The sequence below is a fragment of the uncultured Amnibacterium sp. genome, assembly GCF_964250715.1.
In the GTDB taxonomy this organism is placed as follows: domain Bacteria; phylum Actinomycetota; class Actinomycetes; order Actinomycetales; family Microbacteriaceae; genus Amnibacterium.
In genome coordinates this window covers 57489-78854 of the sequence record NZ_CAXUGX010000010.1, presented here as the reverse complement: position 1 = coordinate 78854, position 21366 = coordinate 57489, and the positions used below count along the sequence as shown (strand labels likewise).

The 21366-nt window shown below is 70.9% G+C and carries 24 protein-coding genes, 1 tRNA gene, 4 pseudogenes and 1 riboswitch; of the genes and pseudogenes, 14 read left to right on the top strand and 15 right to left on the bottom strand.

All coding sequences use genetic code 11. The annotated features are described in order from the left end of the window. Nucleotides 1-25: 25 nt before the first annotated feature. The 3 genes from ACFE7H_RS10885 to ACFE7H_RS10875 form a co-directional block, all read right to left on the bottom strand. Nucleotides 26-838, bottom strand: a complete 813-nt coding sequence (locus ACFE7H_RS10885) for an alpha/beta fold hydrolase (RefSeq protein WP_375401253.1) — start codon at nucleotides 836-838, stop codon at nucleotides 26-28. A gap of 25 nt (nucleotides 839-863) precedes the next feature. After that, complete coding sequence (locus ACFE7H_RS10880) at nucleotides 864-1232, bottom strand: MGMT family protein (protein ID WP_375401252.1); 369 nt, start codon at nucleotides 1230-1232, stop codon at nucleotides 864-866. Nucleotides 1233-1317: 85 nt separating this feature from the next. Next, on the bottom strand, nucleotides 1318-1770 hold the full coding sequence (locus ACFE7H_RS10875; protein WP_375401251.1) for a GNAT family N-acetyltransferase: 453 nt from the start codon (nucleotides 1768-1770) through the stop codon (nucleotides 1318-1320). A 172-nt stretch (nucleotides 1771-1942) separates the two neighbouring features. Here ACFE7H_RS10875 and ACFE7H_RS10870 point away from each other — a divergent pair, with 172 nt between their 5' ends. Then, the gene (locus tag ACFE7H_RS10870; RefSeq protein ID WP_375401250.1) at nucleotides 1943-3157 is read left to right on the top strand and encodes an NADP-dependent isocitrate dehydrogenase; all 1215 of its coding nucleotides are present in this window, start codon (nucleotides 1943-1945) and stop codon (nucleotides 3155-3157) included. Nucleotides 3158-3166: 9 nt separating this feature from the next. Here ACFE7H_RS10870 and ACFE7H_RS10865 read toward each other — a convergent pair whose 3' ends face one another. From ACFE7H_RS10865 to purU, 3 genes are all read right to left on the bottom strand, one after another. Then, nucleotides 3167-4114 (bottom strand): LamG-like jellyroll fold domain-containing protein, encoded by a 948-nt coding sequence (locus ACFE7H_RS10865; RefSeq protein ID WP_375401249.1) that lies wholly within the window; start codon nucleotides 4112-4114, stop codon nucleotides 3167-3169. An 11-nt stretch (nucleotides 4115-4125) separates the two neighbouring features. After that, on the bottom strand, nucleotides 4126-4734 hold the full coding sequence (locus ACFE7H_RS10860; RefSeq protein ID WP_375401248.1) for a hypothetical protein: 609 nt from the start codon (nucleotides 4732-4734) through the stop codon (nucleotides 4126-4128). A gap of 179 nt (nucleotides 4735-4913) precedes the next feature. Then, a complete protein-coding gene (gene purU / locus ACFE7H_RS10855) occupies nucleotides 4914-5768 on the bottom strand; it encodes a formyltetrahydrofolate deformylase (RefSeq protein ID WP_375401309.1) in 855 nt (284 codons plus the stop codon). 154 nt (nucleotides 5769-5922) lie between these two features. Here purU and ACFE7H_RS10850 point away from each other — a divergent pair, with 154 nt between their 5' ends. The 3 genes and pseudogenes from ACFE7H_RS10850 to ACFE7H_RS10840 form a co-directional block, all read left to right on the top strand. Beyond that, nucleotides 5923-6918 (top strand): AAA family ATPase, encoded by a 996-nt coding sequence (locus ACFE7H_RS10850; RefSeq protein ID WP_375401247.1) that lies wholly within the window; start codon nucleotides 5923-5925, stop codon nucleotides 6916-6918. Then, nucleotides 6915-8075: a DUF58 domain-containing protein gene (locus tag ACFE7H_RS10845; RefSeq protein WP_375401246.1), complete on the top strand. Its 1161-nt coding sequence runs from the start codon at nucleotides 6915-6917 to the stop codon at nucleotides 8073-8075. Before ACFE7H_RS10850 ends, ACFE7H_RS10845 begins: the two co-directional genes overlap by 4 nt. Beyond that, nucleotides 8017-9123 (top strand): annotated as a pseudogene (locus ACFE7H_RS10840) (DUF3488 domain-containing protein); the annotation flags it as partial. The gene ACFE7H_RS10845 and the pseudogene ACFE7H_RS10840, both read left to right, overlap by 59 nt. Before the next feature lie 26 nt (nucleotides 9124-9149). Here ACFE7H_RS10840 and ACFE7H_RS10835 read toward each other — a convergent pair. Further along, complete coding sequence (locus ACFE7H_RS10835) at nucleotides 9150-9332, bottom strand: hypothetical protein (RefSeq protein WP_375401245.1); 183 nt, start codon at nucleotides 9330-9332, stop codon at nucleotides 9150-9152. On the opposite strand from ACFE7H_RS10835, the pseudogene ACFE7H_RS10830 reads away from it, so the two are divergent. Further along, a pseudogene (locus ACFE7H_RS10830) lies at nucleotides 9244-9579 on the top strand (transglutaminase family protein); the annotation flags it as partial. The gene ACFE7H_RS10835 and the pseudogene ACFE7H_RS10830 sit on opposite strands and share 89 nt — an antisense overlap. Nucleotides 9580-9719: 140 nt before the next feature. Here the strand turns inward: ACFE7H_RS10830 and ACFE7H_RS10825 are convergent. Further along, on the bottom strand, nucleotides 9720-9962 hold the full coding sequence (locus tag ACFE7H_RS10825; RefSeq protein WP_375401244.1) for a hypothetical protein: 243 nt from the start codon (nucleotides 9960-9962) through the stop codon (nucleotides 9720-9722). 288 nt (nucleotides 9963-10250) lie between these two features. Next, nucleotides 10251-10331: riboswitch (ZMP/ZTP riboswitch) on the top strand. An 83-nt stretch (nucleotides 10332-10414) separates the two neighbouring features. On the opposite strand from ACFE7H_RS10825, the gene glyA reads away from it, so the two are divergent. Beyond that, entirely contained in the window at nucleotides 10415-11743 is a 1329-nt protein-coding gene (gene glyA / locus ACFE7H_RS10820) for a serine hydroxymethyltransferase (RefSeq protein ID WP_375401243.1), read from the top strand. Nucleotides 11744-11823: 80 nt separating this feature from the next. On the opposite strand, the gene ACFE7H_RS10815 is transcribed toward glyA, so the two are convergent. Continuing rightward, entirely contained in the window at nucleotides 11824-12684 is an 861-nt protein-coding gene (locus ACFE7H_RS10815; RefSeq protein ID WP_375401242.1) for a bifunctional 5,10-methylenetetrahydrofolate dehydrogenase/5,10-methenyltetrahydrofolate cyclohydrolase, read from the bottom strand. A 134-nt stretch (nucleotides 12685-12818) separates the two neighbouring features. Here ACFE7H_RS10815 and ACFE7H_RS10810 point away from each other — a divergent pair, with 134 nt between their 5' ends. After that, on the top strand, nucleotides 12819-13745 hold the full coding sequence (locus ACFE7H_RS10810; RefSeq protein ID WP_375401241.1) for an aldose 1-epimerase family protein: 927 nt from the start codon (nucleotides 12819-12821) through the stop codon (nucleotides 13743-13745). Between the two features lie 181 nt (nucleotides 13746-13926). Here the strand turns inward: ACFE7H_RS10810 and ACFE7H_RS10805 are convergent, their stop codons facing one another. Beyond that, nucleotides 13927-15063, bottom strand: coding sequence for a GAF domain-containing protein (locus tag ACFE7H_RS10805; protein ID WP_375401240.1), 1137 nt, complete (start codon nucleotides 15061-15063; stop codon nucleotides 13927-13929). 416 nt (nucleotides 15064-15479) lie between these two features. On the opposite strand from ACFE7H_RS10805, the gene ACFE7H_RS10800 reads away from it, so the two are divergent. Then, nucleotides 15480-16661, top strand: coding sequence for an MFS transporter (locus tag ACFE7H_RS10800; RefSeq protein ID WP_375401239.1), 1182 nt, complete (start codon nucleotides 15480-15482; stop codon nucleotides 16659-16661). Between the two features lie 142 nt (nucleotides 16662-16803). Here ACFE7H_RS10800 and ACFE7H_RS10795 read toward each other — a convergent pair. Both ACFE7H_RS10795 and ACFE7H_RS10790 read right to left on the bottom strand, forming a co-directional pair. Next, nucleotides 16804-17016 (bottom strand): annotated as a pseudogene (locus tag ACFE7H_RS10795) (winged helix-turn-helix transcriptional regulator); the annotation flags it as partial. Between the two features lie 7 nt (nucleotides 17017-17023). Further along, nucleotides 17024-17458 carry a VOC family protein gene (locus ACFE7H_RS10790; protein ID WP_375401238.1) on the bottom strand — a complete coding sequence of 145 codons (435 nt, stop codon included), beginning with the start codon at nucleotides 17456-17458 and terminating at the stop codon, nucleotides 17024-17026. Nucleotides 17459-17704: 246 nt separating this feature from the next. On the opposite strand from ACFE7H_RS10790, the gene ACFE7H_RS10785 reads away from it, so the two are divergent. Next, entirely contained in the window at nucleotides 17705-17998 is a 294-nt protein-coding gene (locus tag ACFE7H_RS10785) for a hypothetical protein (RefSeq protein ID WP_375401237.1), read from the top strand. Here the strand turns inward: ACFE7H_RS10785 and ACFE7H_RS10780 are convergent. Then, nucleotides 17985-18098, bottom strand: a pseudogene (locus ACFE7H_RS10780) (cupin domain-containing protein); the annotation flags it as partial. The gene ACFE7H_RS10785 and the pseudogene ACFE7H_RS10780 overlap by 14 nt on opposite strands. On the opposite strand from ACFE7H_RS10780, the gene ACFE7H_RS10775 reads away from it, so the two are divergent. Both ACFE7H_RS10775 and ACFE7H_RS10770 read left to right on the top strand, forming a co-directional pair. Then, nucleotides 18079-18216 (top strand): hypothetical protein, encoded by a 138-nt coding sequence (locus ACFE7H_RS10775; protein WP_375401236.1) that lies wholly within the window; start codon nucleotides 18079-18081, stop codon nucleotides 18214-18216. The pseudogene ACFE7H_RS10780 and the gene ACFE7H_RS10775 overlap by 20 nt on opposite strands. After that, complete coding sequence (locus ACFE7H_RS10770) at nucleotides 18213-18398, top strand: hypothetical protein (protein ID WP_375401235.1); 186 nt, start codon at nucleotides 18213-18215, stop codon at nucleotides 18396-18398. Before ACFE7H_RS10775 ends, ACFE7H_RS10770 begins: the two co-directional genes overlap by 4 nt. 50 nt (nucleotides 18399-18448) lie before the next feature. Here the strand turns inward: ACFE7H_RS10770 and ACFE7H_RS10765 are convergent. Next, nucleotides 18449-18521, bottom strand: a tRNA-Lys gene (locus ACFE7H_RS10765). A gap of 40 nt (nucleotides 18522-18561) precedes the next feature. Further along, nucleotides 18562-18720, bottom strand: coding sequence for a hypothetical protein (locus ACFE7H_RS10760; protein ID WP_375401234.1), 159 nt, complete (start codon nucleotides 18718-18720; stop codon nucleotides 18562-18564). A gap of 147 nt (nucleotides 18721-18867) precedes the next feature. Between ACFE7H_RS10760 and ACFE7H_RS10755 the strand changes: the two genes are divergently transcribed. The 3 genes from ACFE7H_RS10755 (at nucleotide 18868) to ACFE7H_RS10745 (ending at nucleotide 21344) form a co-directional block, all read left to right on the top strand. After that, nucleotides 18868-19497 carry a DNA-directed RNA polymerase subunit beta gene (locus ACFE7H_RS10755; RefSeq protein WP_375401233.1) on the top strand — a complete coding sequence of 210 codons (630 nt, stop codon included), beginning with the start codon at nucleotides 18868-18870 and terminating at the stop codon, nucleotides 19495-19497. A gap of 441 nt (nucleotides 19498-19938) precedes the next feature. Beyond that, a complete protein-coding gene (gene sigK / locus ACFE7H_RS10750; protein ID WP_375401232.1) occupies nucleotides 19939-20532 on the top strand; it encodes an ECF RNA polymerase sigma factor SigK in 594 nt (197 codons plus the stop codon). Then, a complete protein-coding gene (locus ACFE7H_RS10745; protein WP_375401231.1) occupies nucleotides 20529-21344 on the top strand; it encodes an anti-sigma factor domain-containing protein in 816 nt (271 codons plus the stop codon). Before sigK ends, ACFE7H_RS10745 begins: the two co-directional genes overlap by 4 nt. Nucleotides 21345-21366 lie beyond the last annotated feature (22 nt).

Genomic DNA, 21366 nt, shown 5'->3' with positions numbered 1-21366 from the left:
GTCGCCGCGTGCTCGACTGCTGTCTTCAGGTTCGGGTGAGGTGTTCCAGGAGTTGGGCCGGCGCGTCTTCGGGGAGCAGGTGGCCCGCACCGTCGATCCAGGTGAGGCCGCGGTTCGGAATGTGCTGCTCCAGCCACTCGCCATACGGTGGCGGCAGGATCCGGTCGTCGCGGCCCCAGAGCAGGGTCACGGGGATATCGATCGCGGCGAGCAGATGTTCGTACTCCGCGGTGTCCGCCTGGCTCAGCTGCCGGTACTGGCGATAGAACGCGGCCTGGCCGCCCGCGCCGAGCCACGGCTGCAGATAGGTCTCGAGCACGCCGGGCCGGTACCCCTGTCGTGTCCCGTTGCGCAAGTGCGCGGCTACCAGCGCCTCGTGCGCATAGGCGGGCAGTCGTTCGAAGACCTCGTGATGCTCGCGGATCAGCGCGAACAGGCCACGCTCCCACTCGCCGCCGGTCACAGCGTCGAAGAGGGTCAGATCGGAGTATGCGGCGCCCTCGAGCAGCAGCGCGCGCAGCGCGATGGCACCGCCGATGTCACACGCGACGATGCTCGGCCGATCGAGGCCCCAGCGCCGCAGCAGCTCGGCGAAGTTGCGTCCTTGCGCGGCGAGGGTCAGGTCCTGGCCCTCGTGTCGGTCCGACTGGCCATACCCGAGCAGGTCGAACACGAGCACCCGCCGGCCGCTGCGGCCGAGCGCGACCGCGATGTCGCGCCACAGGTACGACGAGTACGGCGTGCCGTGCACGAGCACCACGGGCGCTCCCACGCCGAACGCCCGCCACCGCACCACGCCGTCGGGCAGCCGGACCGATTCGTTCAGCGTCCACGTCATGTGCCAGCCCTTCGCCGGTCGTGCATCAGGCCGATCGCCCCTCAACCGATCGTGCGTCAGAGCGTGCATCAGCAGGCGACCAAGCGGCGCGGGGGAGGTCGATGCGGTAGGCCGCCGGGGTGTCGGTGGGGAGCAGCGGGGTGCCCTCCGCCTCGTATCGGGTGCGCGCCTCCGCCTCCAAGCCCGTCGGCGGATGGCCGTCGGCTCGGATCACCCGCCACCAGGGCACGCCCGAGCCGTGGTATCGCAGCACCATGCCGACCGCACGGGCCCCCGGCCGGCCGAACACCCACGCGACGTCGCCGTACGTCATCACCCGGCCCGGCGGGATGCGCCAGACCACCTCCAGCACCGCCTCGGTGTAGTCGCCGCCGCGGTCGAACACCCGTGCCATGAAGCCCCTCCCGTGGTCGTGCCCCGATCCGAGACGTCCGACCAGGCGCGCGCCTGGTCAGCTGACGCGAATTCGGGCGGACGGGTCAGAGGGCCAGCGCGCCCAGCGTCTCGCCGAACTGGGTCTCGCCGACGGGCGTGAACCCGATGCGCAAGAAGAACGACTCCGGGCCGTCGTCGCCCGGCTCCCAGATGACCGTCATGCGGTCGAAGCCCCGCGACCGCGCCTCCTCCGCCAGGCCGTGCACCGCGAATCGGCCGATGCCGCGCCCCTGTTGGTCGGCGCGCACATTGAGCCGCCACACGCAGCAGCGGAACTCCTCGCTCGCGGCGTTCGGATCCAGGTTGCCCATGATGGAGCCGACCACCTGGTCGCCGTCCATCACCACCCGCGGCCACGACGTCGACGGGTCCACCGACTGCTCCGCGTGCGCGTAGGAGACGGGCGTCGCGAACGCCTGCTGGCCCGGCTTCAGGTTCAGCGAATTGGCCGCCACGATGTTCGCCGCGTTCAGCGGTTCCAGTCGCAGGGCTGCCACGCAGGTCAGGCTACTGCCCCGCCCGATCCCGCCGCAGCGCAACCGGGTGCGCTCGCCGCCCCCCCCAGCGGTTCGCCCGTCCCGCCCTCCCGCGAGCGTCCAGATGGGCGCCGATAAGGTGAACGTCGCCCGCGAGACCGCTTCCGGGCGCCGAGACACGGGAGTCACGCACATGGCGAAGATCAAGGTCGAGGGAACCGTCGTCGAACTCGACGGCGACGAGATGACCCGCATCATCTGGCAGTCGATCAAGGACACCCTGATCCACCCCTACCTCGACATCGACCTGGAGTATTACGACCTCGGCATCGAGAAGCGCGATGAGACCGACGACCAGATCACCGTCGACGCCGCGAACGCGATCCTCAAGCACGGTGTCGGCGTCAAGTGCGCCACGATCACCCCGGACGAGGCCCGGGTCGCGGAGTTCGGCCTGAAGAAGATGTGGCGCAGCCCCAACGGCACCATCCGCAACATCCTGGGCGGCGTCATCTTCCGCGAGCCGATCATCATCTCGAACATCCCCCGGCTGGTCCCCGGCTGGAACAAGCCGATCGTCGTCGGCCGCCACGCGTTCGGCGACCAGTACCGCGCGACCGACTTCCGGTTCGAGGGCCGCGGCACGCTCACGATCAGCTTCCAGCCCGAGGATGGCTCGGAGGCGCAGTCGTTCGAGGTCTTCCAGAGCCCCGGCAGCGGCGTGGCGATGGCCATGTACAACCTGGACGACTCCATCCGCGACTTCGCGCGCGCCAGCCTGAACTACGGCCTGGACCGCAACTACCCGGTCTACCTCTCCACCAAGAACACGATCCTGAAGGCCTACGACGGCCGGTTCAAGGACTTGTTCCAGGAGGTGTTCGAGGCCGAGTTCAAGGAACGGTTCGACGCCGCCGGCCTCACCTACGAGCACCGCCTGATCGACGACATGGTCGCCTCCAGTCTCAAGTGGGAGGGTGGCTACGTCTGGGCGTGCAAGAACTACGACGGCGACGTGCAGAGCGACACCGTCGCGCAGGGCTTCGGCTCGCTCGGCCTGATGACGAGCGTGCTCAGCACCCCGGACGGCAAGATCGTGGAGGCCGAGGCAGCCCACGGCACCGTCACGCGGCACTATCGGCAGCACCAGGCCGGCAAGCCCACCTCCACGAACCCGATCGCGTCGATCTACGCGTGGACCCGCGGGCTGGCCCACCGCGGCAAGCTCGACGGCAACCAGGAGCTGATCGACTTCGCCGCGACCCTCGAGGACGTGGTCATCAAGACGGTCGAGGGCGGCTCGATGACCAAGGACCTCGCGGGGCTCGTCGGTCGCGAGCAGCAGTGGGAGACGACGGAGCAGTTCCTGGCGTCCATCACGACCAACCTGCAGGCCCGACTGGGCTGAACGCCGGCGCTACCGCGCGTTCTTGCTGTTGTTGAAGTGCGCCGTGACCTGCGTCTGGGTCAGGATCGCGCTGTAGACGGCGGTGTTGTCGAGCGACCCGGGCCAGCTCGTGTTCGTCGGCCCCGAGTTCGCAGAGGTGCCGGAGGCGGTGTTCAGGCTGTTCCCCGCCGTTTGCAGGTCGCCGACGGCGTCGCTTCCGACCCGCCAGTACCCGCCGTAGGACGAGGACGTGCGAGCCGATACTCCGGTCGCCTGACTCACGCCGTCGATGTAGAGGACCCGGGCTCCCTGGGCGTTGCCGCCGACGACCGAGACGTCGACGAGGTGCCACGTCCCGTCGTTGTAGGTGCTGCCGGTGCAGATCGAAGCCGGGTTGCCGAAGTTCATCTCGAAGCAGACATGGCCCGCATTGTCCATGTACGCGACCCGGTCGTATGTCGTCGACGACCCGTTCGGCATGTTCCCGTAGCCGATCATGCGACCGCCGCCCGTGGTGCCGTTGGCGGCGGTCTTGAACCAGGTCTCGATCGTGATGTCGGTCGGGGGCGCCGTCGTGTACGTCAAGAAGGCCCCACCCGATGTCGCCGTCGTCGTGAAGACGGGGCTGGCGTTCGCGATGCAGGTTCCGGCCGTCCGCGTTCCACTCAGCATCACTGCGCCGCGGTTGTTTCCGGAGGAGTCGGTGAAGCTCGTGCCCGACGCCTCGTTGTAGGCCCAGTAGAAGTAGGGCGAGTCCGCGGGTGACCGCGTGAAGCACGGGTAGGTGGTCGTGTTCACCGTCGTCAGCTGCGACGCGGTCGTCGCGGTGAAGGCGGCGGCCGCCGACCCGCCGACGACTGCCAAGGCGGTCGCGACACCGGCGACGAGCGCGGTCAGCGTCCGGCGTCGGGGCGATCCGACGGCGGCGCGCGCCACCGCTCCCGTCCAGTGCCGGAACGAACCGGGGGCCGCTCTCATCGGGTTCTGCCTCATTGGTTCTGCGCCTCCCAGGTCAGGGTGAAGGCGGTCGAGGAACCCTGCGTGGTGTTCGGCGCGGTCGACGACACGGCGTAGTCGACCCTGAAGTCGCGCGACTCGTTGACGCCGCCGGTCGGCGTCCACGTACCGAGACCTGTGGCGAACGACGACGCGGAGCCCGCACCGAGGAGCGTGCCGGTGTACAGCGTCGCTCCGGATGCGAGGGGGGTGAAGTCGGTGCAGAGCGAGTTCGTCCCCGTGCCCTGCGAGATCGTCACCGAGATGTAGGAGGACAGTGAATTCGTGTTCGCGCCCAGCGAGTCGTACAACCTCACCGTCGAGGGCAGCGATCCCGTGGAAGTCACCGTGAAGCAGCGTGAGCCGGTGGCGCCAGCAGATCCGGCGGTGGTGGGACCGGCGGCGGTGACCGTGGCATTCGCCGTGACGGTGTCGTTGTTCGTGAGGTTCAGGGTGCCGGCGCTGAATGAGCTCGTCGGGTTCGATGTGGTGCTGCTGAAGGCCACGTCCGCGCCGGTCAGCAGCAGCGAGCTGAGGCCCACGACCAGGGGGACGGCGACGAAGCCGGCGCGACGGCGCCAGACGGTCCCCCTGCTTTGCACTGCTCCCCCTCAGGAATCGGACCCGTAGCCTTCCCCCCGGAAGCCGTAGGCCCTCGCTCAGGGTACGCCGGTAGAACGATCGGTCGTCCCCCCAATTCGAGCCACTCGACGGCGCGGTTCCGCGGGTCCGGCCGTCGCCGCAGTGCCCGATCCCGCGCCGACCTCCAAGCGCTCGGCCCTCAGCGGAAGATGATCGTGCGGCGTCCATCGAGCAGCACTCGCGACTCCGCGAACCAGGTCACCGCCTGGGTGAGGGTGCGGCTCTCCTCGTCCTGACCGACCGCGATCAGGCGGCCCACGTCCGCACTGTGGTCGACGCGCACCACGTTCTGCTCGATGATCGGTCCCTCGTCCAGGTCGCTCGTGACGAAGTGCGCCGTGGCGCCGATCAGCTTCACTCCGCGAGCGTGCGCCTGCCGATACGGGTTGGCTCCCTTGAACCCGGGCAGGAAGGAGTGGTGGATGTTGATCATGCGTCCGGCGAGCAGCGCGCACGTCGCCGGCGAGATGATCTGCATGTACCGCGCGAGCACCACCAGTTCGATGTCGTGCTCGTCGACCGCCGCGAGCAGCCGACGCTCGAACGCAGCCTTGTCCTCGGGTCCGGCGATCGGATGCGCCTCGAACGGCACTCCGTAGAACCCGGCCAGGTCGGCCAGCTCGCTGTGGTTGCTGAGCACCAGGGGAACGTTCACCGGCAGGTCGCCGGAGCGCTGTCGGAACAGCAGGTCGCTCAGGCAGTGACCTGCGGTTGAGACGAGCACCAGGGTTCGGAGCGGCCGGCCGACCGTATCGAGCCGCCACTCGATACCGAACCGCTCCGCCGTCTGTGCCAGACAGGCCGCGAACTCGTCGTACGTCACCTGCGCCTGCACTTGCAGGCGCATGAAGAACCGGCCCGTGTCGCCGCTTGTGAACTGCTGCGACTCGGTGATGTTGCCGCCGGCGGTCACGACGGCGCCGCTGACCGCGTGCACGATGCCCGGCCGGTCGGCGCAAACCAGCGAAAGCACCCAGTGGGTCGGCGCCTCGATCGTCTGGGTTTCGGCCGGCTGGGCCCCGGCCGGCTGGGCTCCGGTCGGCTGGGCCGCCGTCGGCGCGGGCTCGCTCACGGCGCTCACTGTAGCCACCGGTCAGGACGGCACCCCGGATTCGTCGCCTATTCTGCTGGCAGCACGAGAGGGACCCATGGCTGAACGCTCCACCTCCGCCGCCCGCACGACCACCGACGCCGTCGTCGACGCCCGTCCGGTGGCGGAGGCGATCGTCGCCGCGGTCGCCACCGTGATCGACGGCAAGAACGATGTGATCCGTGCCGCGCTCGCAGTGATGATCGCGGGCGGCCACCTGTTGATCGAGGATGTACCCGGCGTCGGCAAGACGATGCTCGCCAAGGCCCTCGCCCGGGCGACGGGCGGCTCGGTCAGCCGCATCCAGTTCACGCCCGACCTGCTGCCGTCCGACGTGACCGGCGTCTCGATCTTCGACCAGGCAGGCGGCCGATTCGAGTTCAAGCCGGGAGCCGTCTTCGCCAACGTGGTTGTCGGCGACGAGATCAACCGCGCCTCACCGAAGACGCAGGCCGCGCTGCTGGAGAGCATGGAGGAGGCGCAGGTGACGGTCGACGGCACCACGTGGCCGCTGCCCGAACCGTTCACCGTCGTCGCCACCCAGAACCCCGTCGATATGGAGGGGACGTACCTGCTGCCCGAGGCGCAGCGCGACCGCTTCATGGCGCGCATCTCCATGGGCTACCCCGATCAGGCCGCCGAGCGCGCGATGCTGCGCTCCCACGACCGCAGCGACCCGATCGACGCGCTGATCCCGGTCGTCACCACCGAGCAGTTCTCCGCGCTCGCCCGCAGTGCCCGTTCGGTCTTCGTCTCGCACGCCGTCGAGACGTACGTGCTCGCGATCGTCGGCGCCACGAGGTCGCATCCCGACGTGCGGTTGGGTGCCAGCCCGCGCGCCAGCCTGCAGCTGATGCGCGCAGCGAAGGCGGTCGCACTGCTCGACGGCCGCGACTTCGTGCTGCCCGACGACGTGGAATCGCTCGCCCGCACGGTGCTGGCGCACCGGATCGTGCTACGACGGCAGGCCGTCGAACGGCGCGACGCGCAGATCGAGGCCGCCGAGCACGTCATCGACCGGATCGTCGCCACGACCACCGTGCCACTGCAGTGACCGCATCGCGCCGTCGTTCGGTGCGGCTCACCCCGCGCGGCTGGGCGCTGCTCGTGTCCGCCGGCATCGCCGCAATCACCGCGTACGCGCTCGGCTGGCCGGCACTGCTGGCCACGGCGGCGTTCGTGGCCGCGCTCGTGCTGGTCGGCGTGGTCGCGGTCACCGTGTCTCCGGTGCGGCTCGGCGTCACCCGCCGGGTCGTGCCCGAGACCGCGTCGCCGGGCATCCCGGTGGACGTGCACCTGCAGGTAGCCGGCTCCGCGCTGTCGGCGGAGTGGCGGGACCGGCTCCCTGACCGGGTCGCGGTGATCGGGGCGGCGGCCGGCGTGCTGCCCACGATGCGTCCAGGCGCTGCACCGGCCGACGTCTCCTACGGGGTCGCGGCCGCTCGGCGGGGACTGCTCGCGATCGGGCCGCTGGAGATCGACCGGCTCGATCCCCTGGGTGTCGCGATCGCCCGCCGGTCCGCCGGCGAGACGACGACGCTCACCGTGCTGCCCACCGTGCATCCGGTCGGACCGCCGGTGCTGCACGCCCGCGTCGACCTGGATCCGGCCGACTCCACCGCCACCGGTGCGACGGGCGACCAGCGGGACGCGATCGCCCGCGAATATCGCCCGGGCGACGCCCTGCGCACCGTCGACTGGCGTTCCACCGCCCATCGTGGCGAACTGATGGTGCGCTCCGAGACGGCCGTGCTGGCCACCTCGACGGCGATCGCCTTCGACGTGCGCGAGCACGTCTGGGCCAGCGGCAGCGACTTCGAATGGGCCGTGGAATGCGTCGCGTCGCTGATCGCGCACGCCGGCAGCGGTCGCGGCGTCGCCCGACTGATCACCGATCCGCGCCACGGCGTCGCCGACGAGCCCGAGACCGGATTCGCCGTGCTCGCCACGATCGAGCGGGCGACCGGCGGTCGACCGCTCCGCGAGCTGGTCACCGCGTCTCTCGGGGTGGACGTGCAGGTGCTGCACCTCGTCACCGGGCAGGGCGCGGCGGGCGAGCTGCGGGATCTGCCGCGGCTGACGGGCGGCATCGCGGGCGTCGTCTCGATCGTCGGCAGCGCATCGGGCGCCGTGCCCGCTCCCCGGGGCTGGCGTGCCGCCGGACTCGATCCCCGTCGGCCCGTGTCGGAGGCGTGGCAGGACCGTGCCTGAGCATCGCAACGACGCGGGCGTCAGCGCCGCCGGGCTGATCTCCGTGCTGATCGCGGGGCTCTCGTTCATCCCGATCGTGCAGGGCTCGCTCTGGTGGCTCGCCGGCGCCACCATGGCCACAGCGGCGGTGCTCGCGACCGCGGCAGGACGGCGGCTCGGGATGCCGAACCCCGCCGCCGCGCTGCTCGGCCTGACCACCATCCCGCTGCTCGCCACCGCCTTCGACGGCGAGGGTCGCGGCATCGCGTTGATCCTGCCGACCGCGGAGTCGTCCGACGCGGTCATGCGCGCGGTGCTCGCCGCGGTCGCCCAGATATCCACGGACAGCGTGCCGGCGATGCCCACCGAGGGCATCCTGTTGATCGTCGCGATCGGCTTCGCCCTGGCCGCCATCATCGTGGACACCGTCGCGGTCGGGTACCGGGCGCCGCTCGGCGCGATGCTCGTCCCCCTCGCGCTCGCGGTGGTACCCGGCAAGGCGCTGCGCACCGACACGAGCGGCGTGCTGCTGGTCGCCGTCGCCCTCGCCGTACTGGCCGTGATCGCGGCTGACCGCCGCCGCCGCCTGCTGCCGGCGCGCGTCGCCGGGCTCGGCGTCGCCGCCGCCGGCGCCACCGTGCTCGCCCTGCTGGTCCAGCTCGTGCTGCCCGTGCCGTACGTGGAGGATGCCGGTGCGGCACCGGGCCCACTGTTCGGCGCGGGGGTCGATCCGCTGATCCGCCTCGGCCAGAACCTGCGGCAGGGCGCCGACACCCCGGTGCTCAGCTACACGACCACCAGCACCCAGCCGGTGTATCTGCGGCTGGCCGTGCTGGAGCGGTTCAGCGGAACGACGTGGCGCCCGAACGACGCGGACGGGAACCGCGACCTGCTGCGCCCGCCCGCCGCCGCCGGACTCTCCACCGCCGCGGTCACGCCGGTCACCACCCGCGTCTCGGCGGCGTCACCCGGCTCGATCACCGAGCGCCTGCCGCTGCCCTACCCGGCCACCTCCGTGCAGGTGCCGGGCCGGTTCGCCTGGGACGAGCGCGGCCTCACCCTGGTCAGGCGCGTCGACGTCACACCCGTGACCGACTACACCGTCCAGAGCAACGACGTGCGCGCCACGGCTGCGCAACTGCGCGCCGCCACCAGCCCGTCGCCCGCGGGCGACGACCAGTCGCTCGACCTGCCGGCGACCGTCCCCGGCCGTATCACGAGTACGGCCGCAGCTTGGACGAAGGGTGCGGCGACGCCGTACGCAGAGGCCCTCGCCATCCAGAACCACCTGACGAGCACCGACTTCCGGTACGACGAGGCGACCCCGGCGCAGCAGAACTACAACGGCGACGGACTCGCCGTGATCGACAAGTTCCTGCAGGTGAAGGCCGGCTACTGCATCCACTACGCCTCCACCATGGCCGTGATGGCGCGGGTGCTGAAGATTCCCGCCCGGGTCGTCGTCGGCTACCAGCCCGGGGTGCGTGAAGCCGGTCCGACGGCCCGCTTCGCGGTGTCCAGCAACGACCTGCACGCGTGGCCGGAGCTGTACTTCGCCGGCATCGGGTGGACGCGGTTCGAGCCGACGCCCGGTCGCGGTGACGTGCCGGCGTACGCCCCACTACCGAGTTCGGCGGCGGCCGCGTCGGCGGATCCGAAGGCGAGTCAGGCCTCCGCGACGCCGTCCGCGGCGCCGTCGACCGCCGCGAACGATCCGGCGACCGGCGATCCCGCCCGCACCGCCCGCGAGACCGCGACGGCGTGGCTGCAGGCGCTCGGCATCGGCGCGCTGGTGGTCGTGGTGCTGCTGCTGCCCGGAACGGCCCGCGTACTCCGGCGCCGGCGGCGCTTCGGCCGGTTCCCCGATCCCGGCACCGCCGGCCTGGCCTGGCGCGAGGTGCTGGACACCGCCGCCGACCTCGGCGTGCCCCTGCCGGTCGGCGCCTCACCGCGGGTCACCGCCGCCGCCCTGCACCGCGCACTCGGTCAGGATGCGGCAGCGCTGCGGTCGGTGGACGCGCTCCGCTCGGCGTACGAGCGAGCCGTGTTCGGCGCCCGGGATCCCTCGATCGACGCCGCCGACGTCAAGCGCGTGCTCGACCGACTCCGCGAACGCGCCGGCGTCGCACAGCGGGCCGCCGCGACGCTCGCACCGCGCAGCCTCGTCGGCGCCCCCGACAGCACCGTGGGTAGAGTGGTGAACGTCGCAACTGGCGTTCGGGTGGTCACCACCGGGGAGCGACGAGCACGATCGCGTCGCACGCCTGGGCCGCAGTAAGCACCGGGTCCCTCGAAAAGACGGACCCCCTGGAAGACTGTGTAGCTGGAAGACCGTCCGCGTCAGAAGAAACGGAGCGACCATGTCGCAGTCGTTCGCAACCCGTCCCGACCTCACCGGCCCGGTCACCACCCCTCCGGTCGTCACGCTCGGTGAGTCCCTCGAGTCGGTCGATCCCGAGATCGCCGAGGTGCTCCGTCAGGAGCTGCACCGCCAGCGCACCACGCTGGAGATGATCGCCAGCGAGAACTTCGTGCCGCGGGCCGTCTTGCAGGCGCAGGGCAGCGTGCTGACCAACAAGTACGCCGAGGGGTACCCGGGCAAGCGGTACTACGGCGGCTGCGAGTTCGTCGACGTCGCCGAGCAGCTCGCCATCGACCGCGCGAAGGCGCTGTTCGGTGCCGGCTACGCCAACGTGCAGCCGCACTCCGGCGCCACCGCCAACGCCGCGGTGCTCGCCGCGCTCGCTCAGCCGGGCGACACCATCCTCGGCCTCGAGCTGTCGCACGGCGGCCACCTGACCCACGGCATGAAGCTCAACTTCTCCGGCAAGCTCTACCACGCGGTCACCTACGGGGTCGACCCGCAGTCGTTCCTGATCGACATGGACCGCGTGCGCGATCTGGCGCGCGAGCACCGTCCGACGGTGCTGATCGCCGGCTGGTCGGCCTACCCGCGGCACCTCGACTTCGCCGCCTTCCGCGACATCGCCGACGAGGTGGGCGCCAAGCTCTGGGTCGACATGGCGCACTTCGCCGGCCTGGTCGCCGCCGGCCTGCACCCCTCCCCGGTGCCCCACGCCGACGTCGTCTCCTCCACCGTGCACAAGACGCTCGGCGGCCCGCGGTCCGGCGTGATCCTGGCCCGGGACGAGACGTACGCGAAGAAGTTGAACTCGGCGGTCTTCCCGGGCCAGCAGGGCGGCCCGCTGATGCACGTCATCGCCGGCAAGGCGACCGCGTTCAAGCTGGCTGCGACGGAGGAGTTCCGCGACCGGCAGGTGCGCACGGTGCAGGGCGCGCGGGTGCTCGCGGAGCGGCTGATGGCGCCGGATGCGCGGGCCGCCGGCGTGGGCGTACTGACCGGAGGCACCGACGTGCACCTGGTGCTCGCCGACCTGCGAGCGTCGCAGGTGGACGGGCGCGCGGCGGAGGATCTGCTGCACGAGGCGGGCATCACCGTCAACCGCAACGCCGTACCATTCGACCCGCGGCCCCCGATGACCACGTCCGGCGTGCGGATCGGCACGGCGGCGCTCGCCTCCCGCGGCTTCGACGAGCCGGCGTTCACCGTGGTGGCCGACATCATCGCCCGCGTGCTGCAGCCGGACCCCGACATCGCCGGGCTCCGCGCCGAGGTCACCGAACTGGCCGGCCGCTTCCCGCTCTACGAGGGCCTGGAACGCTGGTAGCCGGAGCGCGGTGGTACGCGGAGCGCGGTGGTAGGCGGAGGGCGTAGTCGGCGGCGGAGCGCCCGCCGGACCCGCACGTCTCAGTCGGTGACGGCAGCCGGGTCGGCGGACGTCAGCCAGGCCTGCACGGTCTGATCCAGCAGCACCGCGATCGTCATCGGGCCGACGCCGCCCGGCACCGGAGTGATTAGGGAGGCGCGCTGACGGGCGCCCTCGAACTCGACGTCGCCCACGCCACCGGGGTTGTATCCGGCGTCGATCACCACCGCACCCGGCTTGATCCACTCGCCGGGAATCAGCCCGGCCCGGCCGACCGCCGCGACCAGCAGGTCGGCTCGCTCGACATGGCCGCGCAGGTCGCGGGTCAGCCGATGGCAGCTGGTCACGGTCGCACCGCGGGCCAGGAGCAGCGCGCTCAGGGGCTTGCCGAGGATCGGCCCCTGGCCCACGACGACGGCGTGCAGGCCGGCCGGCTGCACGTCGTAGGCGTCGAGCAGGCGCAGGATGCCGCCGGGCGTCGCGGACGCGAATCCGGGCGTGTGGAACTCCATGCGGGCGAACGAGGCGTAGGTGACGCCGTCGACGTCCTTATGCACCGGGATCGCCTCGAACGCTGCCCGCTCGTCAATGTGGTCGGGTACCGGATGCTGCAGCAGCACGCCGTCGACGCCGGGATCGGCACTCAGCCCCTGGATGACCGCGACGAGTTCGGCGGTCGTGGTCGAGGCGGGCAGGTCGATGCGTCGCGGCTCCATGCCGACCCGCTGCGCTCGACGCACTTTCATGCGCACGTAGGTATGCGACGACGGGTCGTCGCCGACCAGCACGGTCGCGATCACCGGCGGCCGGCGACCCGTGGCCAGCCCGTCGGCGACCTGCGCCGCGATGCGCGTCAGGGTGGACTCGGCCAGCGCGGCGCCGTCCATCAGGTCTGCGGCCATGGCCTTCTCTCGCGTCGCGGACAGTCGGCGAGTGGTGCGCCGACTGCCGTTCCACCGTATCGCGGCGGCACCGGGCGTCGTCGTGCCGACTCTCTGCGGGGTAGGGCGCAGCGCGGACGCCGTACGGTGATCGCATGACCCCGGCGACCGGAGCGCAGCACGTCCTCCACCGCGAGGGGACCGCGGGCCCGGTCACTGCGACCGTCGCCGAACTGGCGGCGGGCCTCCGGCGGGTCTCGGTGGCCGGGGTCGAGCTCGTGCAGGACTACGCGCCGGACGCGCCGCCCTCCTATGCCTCCGGCATCGTGCTGGTCCCGTGGCCGAACCGGGTGGCCGGGGCGCGCTGGAAGCTCGACGGCGCGACACAGCAACTCGACGTCACGGAGCCGTCGATGGGCAACGCGAGCCACGGGCTGCTGCGCAACACGGGATACCGGGTGACGGACCAGGCCGAGGACGCGGTCACGCTGTCGGCGCCGGTCTTCCCGCAGCACGGCTATCCGTTCCACCTCAACACCTCCGTGCGGTACGAGCTGACCGACGACGGCTTGACGGTCACCCACCGCATCCACAACGCCTCCGACCGCCCGGCGCCCGTCGGCATCGGAGCGCACCCCTACCTGCGGGTCGGCGACGTCCCCGTGCGCGACCTGGTGCTGACCGTGCACGCCGACACCTACTTCGTCGTGGACGAGCGGCAGATCCCGGTGGAGGAGCGCCCGGTGGACGGCACCCCCTTCGACCTGCGCAGCGGCCTGCCCCTGACGGCCGCGACGCTCGACACCCCGCTCGGCGGCCTACGACTCATCGACGGCGCCATCCGGCATCGCCTCACCGCACCGGACGGCAGCGGGACGGAGCTGTGGGCGGATGCGGATTTCGCCTACACCCAGGTCTTCACGAACGAGCACTACGTGGCCGCGGACGGCACCGTGGACGCGATCGCGATCGAGCCGATGACCTGCGCCCCCGACGCCTTCAACAGCGGCCTCGGCCTCCGCTGGCTGCAGCCCGACGAGCAGTGGGTCACCCGCTGGGGCATCCGCCGCCTCCCCGCCTGACGCCCGGCCCTTCGCCGCCGCCGCGACCGCCGCAGGCCCGCCGACAGCACAACAGCAGGACAGGGTCCCGACAGCAGGTTCCTGGTCGACCACGGGCCTGCGAACGGGACCCGGTCCTGCTGACGGGACCTGCGGTTGTGTCCCGCTGACGGCACAGTCCTGCTGACGGGACCTTCGGAAGTCAGCGGGTCGAGTGCCGCGCGAGTTCCCGCTGGGCGTGCACGGCCAGTTCGCGCAGGGCCTGCACGTCGGCCTCCGAGGTCTCGTGCGGTTCCAGGTCCCAGACGCAGAGCGACCCGATCCGCTGCCCGTCGGGCGACTCCACCGGGATCCCGGCGTAGAAGCGGATGCCCGGGGCGCCCGCCACGAACGGGTGCTCGCGGATCCGCTCGTCCTGCCGGCCGTCCCCGACGATCAGGCCTTCGGGCTGCTGGAGCGTGATGTTGCAGAGCGACAGGGTGCGCGGCAGCTGCCCGCGGGGGATGCCGTTGGCGGCCTTCGTCCACTGCCGATCGCGGTCGATGAAGTTCAGTTCGGCGGCGCGGGCGTCGAACAGCTTGCGGGCCCGCTCCACGATGCTGTCGAACCCCTCATCCTCGGCGGTGTCGAGTACGCCGGTGGCGTGCAGTGCGCGAACACGCCGATCCTCGGTCTCGGCACTGCCGACGGAGTCGACCGCTTCTACGGGGAAGTCCGCCAGGTGGGGGAGTAACTCCACCGCAACGGCGTCCGACCAGGACTCTGTGCGGTTCCCCGTCCGCTGTCCGGCGTTCAGTTCGACGAGCACGGTGCGCTCGTGGATCTCGCAGACCGCCGCGCAGGCGTCGCGCACCGGCGCGGACCAGTCGGCGTCGTCCGGACGGGCCGTGGACAGCACAGCGATATGCGTCAAGAACGACGTCTCGGACTGCAGGACGTCCAGCATGCGACCCAGGTGCCGGCGCCAGTGCCCCGTCATCTGGCGACGCCAGGAACGACCCGGATCGAACGCGATGATGACTGCGCTGTAGCGCCAGAGCCGTGCCTGCCCCAGCGTTCGCACCGACGCGGGGATGGTCATGTCCGGACCGACGCGCAGGTCGATCTCGACGCCTCGTCCGGTTTCGGCCTGCAGTCGGTCGGCCAGACGGCCGGGCAGTGAGGAGATCTCGACCCCCGACCCCCAGCCGAGCATCGGGTCGTCGCCGATCACCAGGATCTTGGCCGGATGAGGCCCTCGCCGGGTGGTCTGCGCGATGGCCGTCGGGGTGGTGCGGCGGCGGGCTGTGGGGACGACACCGGCGGTGGGGCGGCGATCCGTCGGCTCCGATCGCGGCACGTCGGCACGCTAATGCACGGTCCGCGGCGTGTCGCGCAGCGACACGAGCAGAGAGCCTTTACGACGCCTGCGACTTCAGCCGATTTGGGCGCGGCTCGGGCCGATGCCGGTCGAACCGCCGCCACGCGGACGCCGGGCTCCGGGCTCAGGGGTACAGCAGGCGTCCGAGCGCGCAGCCCGCGAGCCTGCTTCGCGGCGTTCGCCGCGGTCATCCGTCGGCCAACCCGCACAGAAGATGAGGCGGGAGATCACCTAGCCCGGCCCCGTGTCGGTCACGCCGTTCTCCCCTGGGCGCCCGAGATGCACCATGACGTTCGGACGATCGTCCAGAGCCTGGGATGCTCGGACAGGCATTCCGGGCCGCCCGGTGTCGGCTGGGCCGAGTCACCCTCACGACACGATCGAAAGACCACACCATGAATCGTCGACTCACCCTGCTGTTCGCTGTGGCGGGCGGCGCCGCGGTCGGCAACCTGTACTGGTCCCAGCCGCTGCTGGATTTCATCGCCCGGGATCTGCACACCGACACGGCCGCGGCCGGGTGGCTGGTGACGGCGACCCAGCTCGGCTACGCCGTCGGCGTCTTCCTGTTCGTCCCCCTCGGCGACCTGCTCGACCGCCATGTGCTCGTGCCGGTCGCCCTGCTCGCAGCCGCCGCCGCGCTCGGTGCGAGTGCGCTGGCGTCGACATTCGGAGTACTGCTGGTCACGCTCGCGCTCGTCGGTCTGACGACCGTGTCCGGGCAGATCCTCGCGCCGCTCGCGGGCGACCTTGCGGACGACACGAACCGAGGCCGGGTGGTCGGCACCGTCGTCTCCGGAATCCTGGTCGGGATCCTCGTGTCGCGGACCGTCAGCGGGCTGATCGCCGGTGCGGCCGGATGGCGGGCGATCTATGTCGTCGCGGCTGTGCTGGCGCTCGTCCTCGCCGCGCTGCTGTTCCGGTCGATCCCGCCCCTCGCGCCGCGCACGCGCCTCCCGTACCCGGCACTGCTCGCCTCCGTGTTCCGGATCGTGCGCCACGAGCGGTCCGTCCGTTGGAGTCTCGTGCTCGGGGGCACCTCGTTCGGCGTCTTCACGCTGTTCTGGACGGCGCTGACCTTTCTGCTGAGCGCCCCGCCCTTCTCCTTCTCGGTCACGGCGATCGGCCTGTTCGGTCTGGTCGGTCTCGCCGGTGCGGCCGCAGCGCAACGTGCGGGCCGGCTGCAGGACCGAGGCCTGGGGCTCCCCACGATCGGCTTCGCCTGGGTACTCGTCCTGGTGGCCTTCGTGGTCGCCGGGCTCGGTGCCGCCTCCGTCATCGTGCTGATCGTCGCGATCCTGGTGCTGGACATCGCGATCCAGGGGCACAACATCACGGTGCAGACGCGCATGTTCCAGGTGGACCCGACTGCCCGGAGCCGCCTGAACACGGCGTTCGTCACGAGCAACTTCATCTGCGGCGCCATCGGGTCCGGGCTCGCCTCGTTCCTGTGGGCGCGCGGCGGCTGGACCGCGGTGACCGTCGCCGGCGCGATCCTCAGCGGCTTCGCGCTGACGGTCTGGGCCGTCGGACGCCGCGGCGCCCTCGACATCCGAGCGGCGACCTCGGGGCCTTGACCCGGCGGACCCTGGGGAGAGCGGCAGGTCGGGTGCGGCGCCGGAGGGCCACCGCGTCACTTCCGGGCTTCGAGTCAGGCGGCGAGGTGGAAGGTGGTCGCGAAGCGGTCGAGCAGGTCGCCGTGCCCGCGCAGCACCTCGACGACGCCGGTCGCGATCGCGCGCTCTGGGGCGAGCTCGCCCCTTTGAGTCGCGCCGCCAGGATGTTGCTCGGGATCCGGGGGAGTCCCGCGGCGAGTTCGCCGCGGCGCGGCCCCACGAGCAGGTCGCGGACGATGAGCAGGGCCCATCGCTCGTCGACCAGCTCGAGAGCCTGCGTGATGCCGGAGTACTGCCCGTAGTCGCGTGCGGCCAACAGACCCTCAAGCCTGCTGGCTCGCGAAGGCCGCGGGGCCCTGCTCCGCGGCGACCGGGTCCATCCAGCCGAAGTCGACGATATTGCCGTCGGGATCGGCGAGTCCCCGCTGGTACATGAAGCCGTAGTCCGACGCCGGGCCGAGCTCGGAGCCGCCCGCAGCGACGCCGGCCGCCACCGCGACGTCGACGGCTTCTCTGCTGTCGACGAAGATCGCGGTCCCCGAGGTGGGGTTGACCGCCGGGTCGCCGATCGGCAACTCGGTCATCGTCTGGAGGAACTCGCGGACCTGGATCATGAAGTAGCTGTGGTCCTCCTCGACAACGACGCAGGCCGCGTTGTGATCGGTGAAGAGCGGGTTGATGCGGAATCCGACGGCGGTGTAGAACGCCTTCGCGCGCTCCAGGTCGGTCACCGGCAGGTTGACGAACATCGTGGTCATCGTGGTCTCCCTCTCATGCTTCCTGTCCTTGACGAGGCTCACACTTACAAAAGCAAGTGCCAAGTCAAGGCTTTGGCGTCTGGGCCTCGGACGGGGTCGCAGGATGGACGAGTACGCGTGAACCTTTCTCGTCGAGTCGGGCAACAACCAGTGTGAGTACCGGTGCCGAAGTCATCCGCGAGTCGCTGGCGCGTCCCGCATCGTTCGCGGAGCGCGACGACCGGACGGGGAAGCACTCGTCTTCTGTTGCTCACCGGACGACGTGCACCGGAGACCGCGACGAGCTTTGGCGTGCTGCTTGCTCAGGCTGGTTTCGCGCTCGGAGCCACGATCGGCGGCATCATCATCGACGTGCTCGGCATCGCGACGATCCCGCTCATCGCGCTCGCGTTCGTCATCGTCTCGGTGGTCCTCGCCGTCACGCTCCGGCGAGTGGTCGGGGAAGCGGAGCAGCAGACAGCTCTCGAGACCTCGCGCTCACCCGCAGGGGAGCGCAGAGCGCGGCCCTGTGGGAGTCGCCTTGGAATCAGTGCCCGTTGAAGTCCTCGTCGGTGATGTGCTCGAGCCACGTCGTGGTCGTGGCTGGGTCGTCGCCGCTCTCGAGCATCGCGATGTGCTCCATGAACCTGCCCTCGGCGCTTCACCTGTTCGCCGACCGGGCTCGCGCCGGCGCCTACGGCGTCCGCTTCCTCTACCTCGGCGCCATGATCGGGTTCTTCTTCTACACGAGGAGGCGGGTGCCGCATCGGGTCTGTTGAACACCGCGCACCAACTCGGCAGCTGCATCGGACTCACCGTCCTGACTTCGTCGGCCGCCGGAGCCGCATCGGTGGTCGGTGCCGTACACGTCGCGCTGACCGGCTCGTCGCTCCTGCTGGTGATCGGACTCGTCGTCGCGGCACTCGTCATAGCGCCGACCGTCGCGGGCCGTCGCCGCTGACGATATGGAACGAGCACCGGGGAGCAAACCGAGCAGGCAAGCCGATCGAGTGGGCCCCGTGGGGCTCGAACCCACGACCCAGGGATTAAAAGTCCCTTGCTCTGCCAACTGAGCTAGAGGCCCGCGGCGTCAGGATACCCGCGGGCCTTCAGCGTCAGCCAGGTCAGACGTTGCGTCGGATGAACCGCAGCAGGAACACGATGATCGCGATCACCAGGATGATGCCGCCGATGTAGAGAAGGAAGCTCAGCGTGTGTGCGACGCCGCCGGTGATGAGCAGGATGATCGCGATGATGGCGAGGATGACGACAAGAGCGTTCAAAGGAGGAGCCTTTCAGACGGGGTCGAAGAACAACCACCGAACGCTACTCGGTTGTCGTGCGGGTTACCAGGGAACAATCGGGGAACGCTCAACCCTCACCCTCTGGTTGCAGCCGAGGGCGCAGCAGGCGCTCGTAGGGTGGACGGCATGACGGAAGCGTTCCATCGGCCGGTGCGGATGCCCGCCAACCGCTTCGACGCCGTGCAGGGCGGTGAAGATCCGGCCGTGCTCGTCCGCTCGGCGCACGAGACGGCGATCGCGCTCGTCTCGCGCGTCCGCGCGGATCCCGACCCGCAGGTCGTGGAGCGGCTGGTCGCGTTCGCCGAGCGCGAGGGGATCGACGCCGTCGCCGAGCTGTGGTCGCGCGCCGCGCCGGCGACACTGCCGGGGGCGCTCTGGCGGCTGTATCTGCTGCGCGAGATGATCCGCCACGACTCCGCCGGCATCGCTCTGGCGTTCGAGCGCGGGGTGGCCCGGCTCTCCTCCATCGACCCCGTGATCGCCGGAGCGCCGAACCCCGCGGGGCCGGAGGAGTTGCTGGCCGTCGCAGACGAGATCCTGCGCGGCGTGTTCCAGGGCGACCTGGGTGTGGCGCTGGACCGGGCGGCGGCTTTCGCACGTGTCACCGCCGCCGGCAGCACCGATCTGGCGGACGACGCGGACGCCACCGAGCCGGACCGCGCTCAGACCCTCACCAAGCGTGCCGCACGCCTGGCGACGATGGCCGAGGAGCTCTCCGCCAGCGCCGGCCTCTGGCGCGGCGGCGCCCTCGACTGACGTCACCCGGTTCGCCGCCCTCACCGCCCTCCAGCTGTCGCGCGGTACCTGGGTGTCGCGCGGTAGGCGTGCACACCGCGCGAAGCCACACCCACCGCGCGGAGTGCGGTTTCCGTAGCGACGGGTGCCGGATCGCGAACCGGCGTCAGCGGGTACAATCGAGCGTGGCCTTCGGGTCGCCCGCCGGGCCGCAGTAACCCCGGGCTCCATATTCAGCCGCTTCGAGCGGTCTCGCGCCGAGAGGCGTTTCTGCGGTCCGGCACCCCTGCCGTCGCGACGTCCGACCGCCCGCGCCCAAACCGCTTGCGTCGCCGCTCCGAAGACCTTTGCGAGACGCGGCCCGGCCGGTATCCACCGCGGCCCACTTCGAGTGCAACCCGCTTCGAGGTGGGCCGCGTATCCGGCGGACGGATGGCGCCGCACCGAACGAAGGACGGTGGCATGCTTGCAGTCGTGGCCTCTGAGATCGGGGACGCCGTCCCCGTGGGCGCCGCGTCCCACGAGCAGCTCCTCGCACGGGTCGCTCAGGGCGACCGGGCGGCGTTCGCCGTGCTCTATGACGGCACCGTGAATCGTGTGCTGGGCCTGATCCGGCGTCTGCTGGTCGACCCGGCTCAGTCGGAGGAGGTGGCCCAAGAGGTCTACCTCGAAATCTGGCAGTCCGCGACCCGATACGAGCCCACGCGCGGATCCGCGATCACCTGGATGCTGACGCTCGCCCACCGCCGCGCCGTCGATCGGGTGCGGTCGGCGCAGGCCAGCCGGATGCGCGACACCCGCATCGGCATCCGCGACTTCGGTCGCGAGTACGACCAGGTGGCCGAAGCCGCCGAGATCCGCATCGAGAGCGACCGAGTCAAGGTGGCCCTCGCCAAGCTGACGCAGTTGCAGCGCCAGGCGGTGACGCTCGCCTACTTCAAAGGTCTCAGCCACAGCGAGGTCGCTGCCCTGCTCCACGTACCGATCGGTACGGTGAAAACCCGTCTGCGCGACGGGATGATCCGGCTTCGCGACGAACTGGGGGTGGCGACGTGACCAAGCCCGCCCGTGATGCCCACCAGCTGAGTGGCGCGTACGTGCTCGACGCGCTCACCCCGACCGAGGTGGATTCGATGGAGACCGCGATGCGGTCGTCCGAGGACCTGCGCAGCGAGGTCGCCGAACTGACCGACACAGCCGTGCTGCTCGGATTGGCCGTTCCGCCCGTCGAGCCCTCCGACCTGCTGCGCGAGCGCTTGCTCGCCCTGGTCGACGTCACGCCGCAACTCCCTCCGCTGGTCGCCGTCGCCGAACTCGACGAGCCCGCCGAGCCGGAGAGCGCCGCCCGGCGGGTCGAGCCTCAGCATGGAGCGACCGTCACCGCGGGTCCTCGGCAGTGGTTCACACGTGAACGGTTCACGCGGCCCTCCGTCCTGCTGGCCGCCGCTGCTGCCGTCGCGCTGCTGATCGGCGGAAGCGTGCTGGTGCAGCGCGTGATCGTGCCGTCACCCGAGCAGGCGGAGGCGTCGCAGTTCGCATCGCTCAGTTCCGCGCCCGACCTGGAGCACCAGCAGGCGGCCGTGGCAGGTGGCGGCACCGCGACCGTCTCCTGGTCCGATCAGCAGCGCACCGCAGCGGTGGTCCTCGCCGGCGAGCGGGCGGTGCCGTCGGGCAAGGTGCTCCAGGTGTGGTGCCTGGACGGTGATACAGCCACCTCGGCCGGCATCTACCAGCCCGCGCAGGGTCACACCTACGACATGCTGCAGTGCTTCCCGCAGTCCGGCGATCGCGTCGGCGTCACCGTCGAGCCCGCGGGCGGTTCCAAGCAGCCGACCACCACGCCGATCGCGACCATCCCGCTCAGCTGACGGCCGCTCCTTCCTGCGCCTG

Excerpts from the sequence above, each read along its gene's own strand:
- ACFE7H_RS10835 (WP_375401245.1), bottom strand. The coding sequence starts at position 9,332 with ATGGCGAGGGCCTCTGCGTACGGCGTCGCCGCACCCTTCGTCCAAGCT.
- ACFE7H_RS10850 (WP_375401247.1), top strand. The coding sequence starts at position 5,923 with ATGGCTGAACGCTCCACCTCCGCCGCCCGCACGACCACCGACGCCGTC.
- ACFE7H_RS10870 (WP_375401250.1), top strand. The coding sequence starts at position 1,943 with ATGGCGAAGATCAAGGTCGAGGGAACCGTCGTCGAACTCGACGGCGAC.
- glyA (WP_375401243.1), top strand. The coding sequence starts at position 10,415 with ATGTCGCAGTCGTTCGCAACCCGTCCCGACCTCACCGGCCCGGTCACC.
- ACFE7H_RS10865 (WP_375401249.1), bottom strand. The coding sequence starts at position 4,114 with ATGAGAGCGGCCCCCGGTTCGTTCCGGCACTGGACGGGAGCGGTGGCG.
- ACFE7H_RS10885 (WP_375401253.1), bottom strand. The coding sequence starts at position 838 with ATGACGTGGACGCTGAACGAATCGGTCCGGCTGCCCGACGGCGTGGTG.
- ACFE7H_RS10775 (WP_375401236.1), top strand. The coding sequence starts at position 18,079 with ATGAACCTGCCCTCGGCGCTTCACCTGTTCGCCGACCGGGCTCGCGCC.
- ACFE7H_RS10880 (WP_375401252.1), bottom strand. The coding sequence starts at position 1,232 with ATGGCACGGGTGTTCGACCGCGGCGGCGACTACACCGAGGCGGTGCTG.
- ACFE7H_RS10810 (WP_375401241.1), top strand. The coding sequence starts at position 12,819 with ATGACCCCGGCGACCGGAGCGCAGCACGTCCTCCACCGCGAGGGGACC.
- ACFE7H_RS10800 (WP_375401239.1), top strand. The coding sequence starts at position 15,480 with ATGAATCGTCGACTCACCCTGCTGTTCGCTGTGGCGGGCGGCGCCGCG.
- sigK (WP_375401232.1), top strand. The coding sequence starts at position 19,939 with ATGCTTGCAGTCGTGGCCTCTGAGATCGGGGACGCCGTCCCCGTGGGC.
- ACFE7H_RS10790 (WP_375401238.1), bottom strand. The coding sequence starts at position 17,458 with ATGACCACGATGTTCGTCAACCTGCCGGTGACCGACCTGGAGCGCGCG.
- ACFE7H_RS10755 (WP_375401233.1), top strand. The coding sequence starts at position 18,868 with ATGACGGAAGCGTTCCATCGGCCGGTGCGGATGCCCGCCAACCGCTTC.
- ACFE7H_RS10815 (WP_375401242.1), bottom strand. The coding sequence starts at position 12,684 with ATGGCCGCAGACCTGATGGACGGCGCCGCGCTGGCCGAGTCCACCCTG.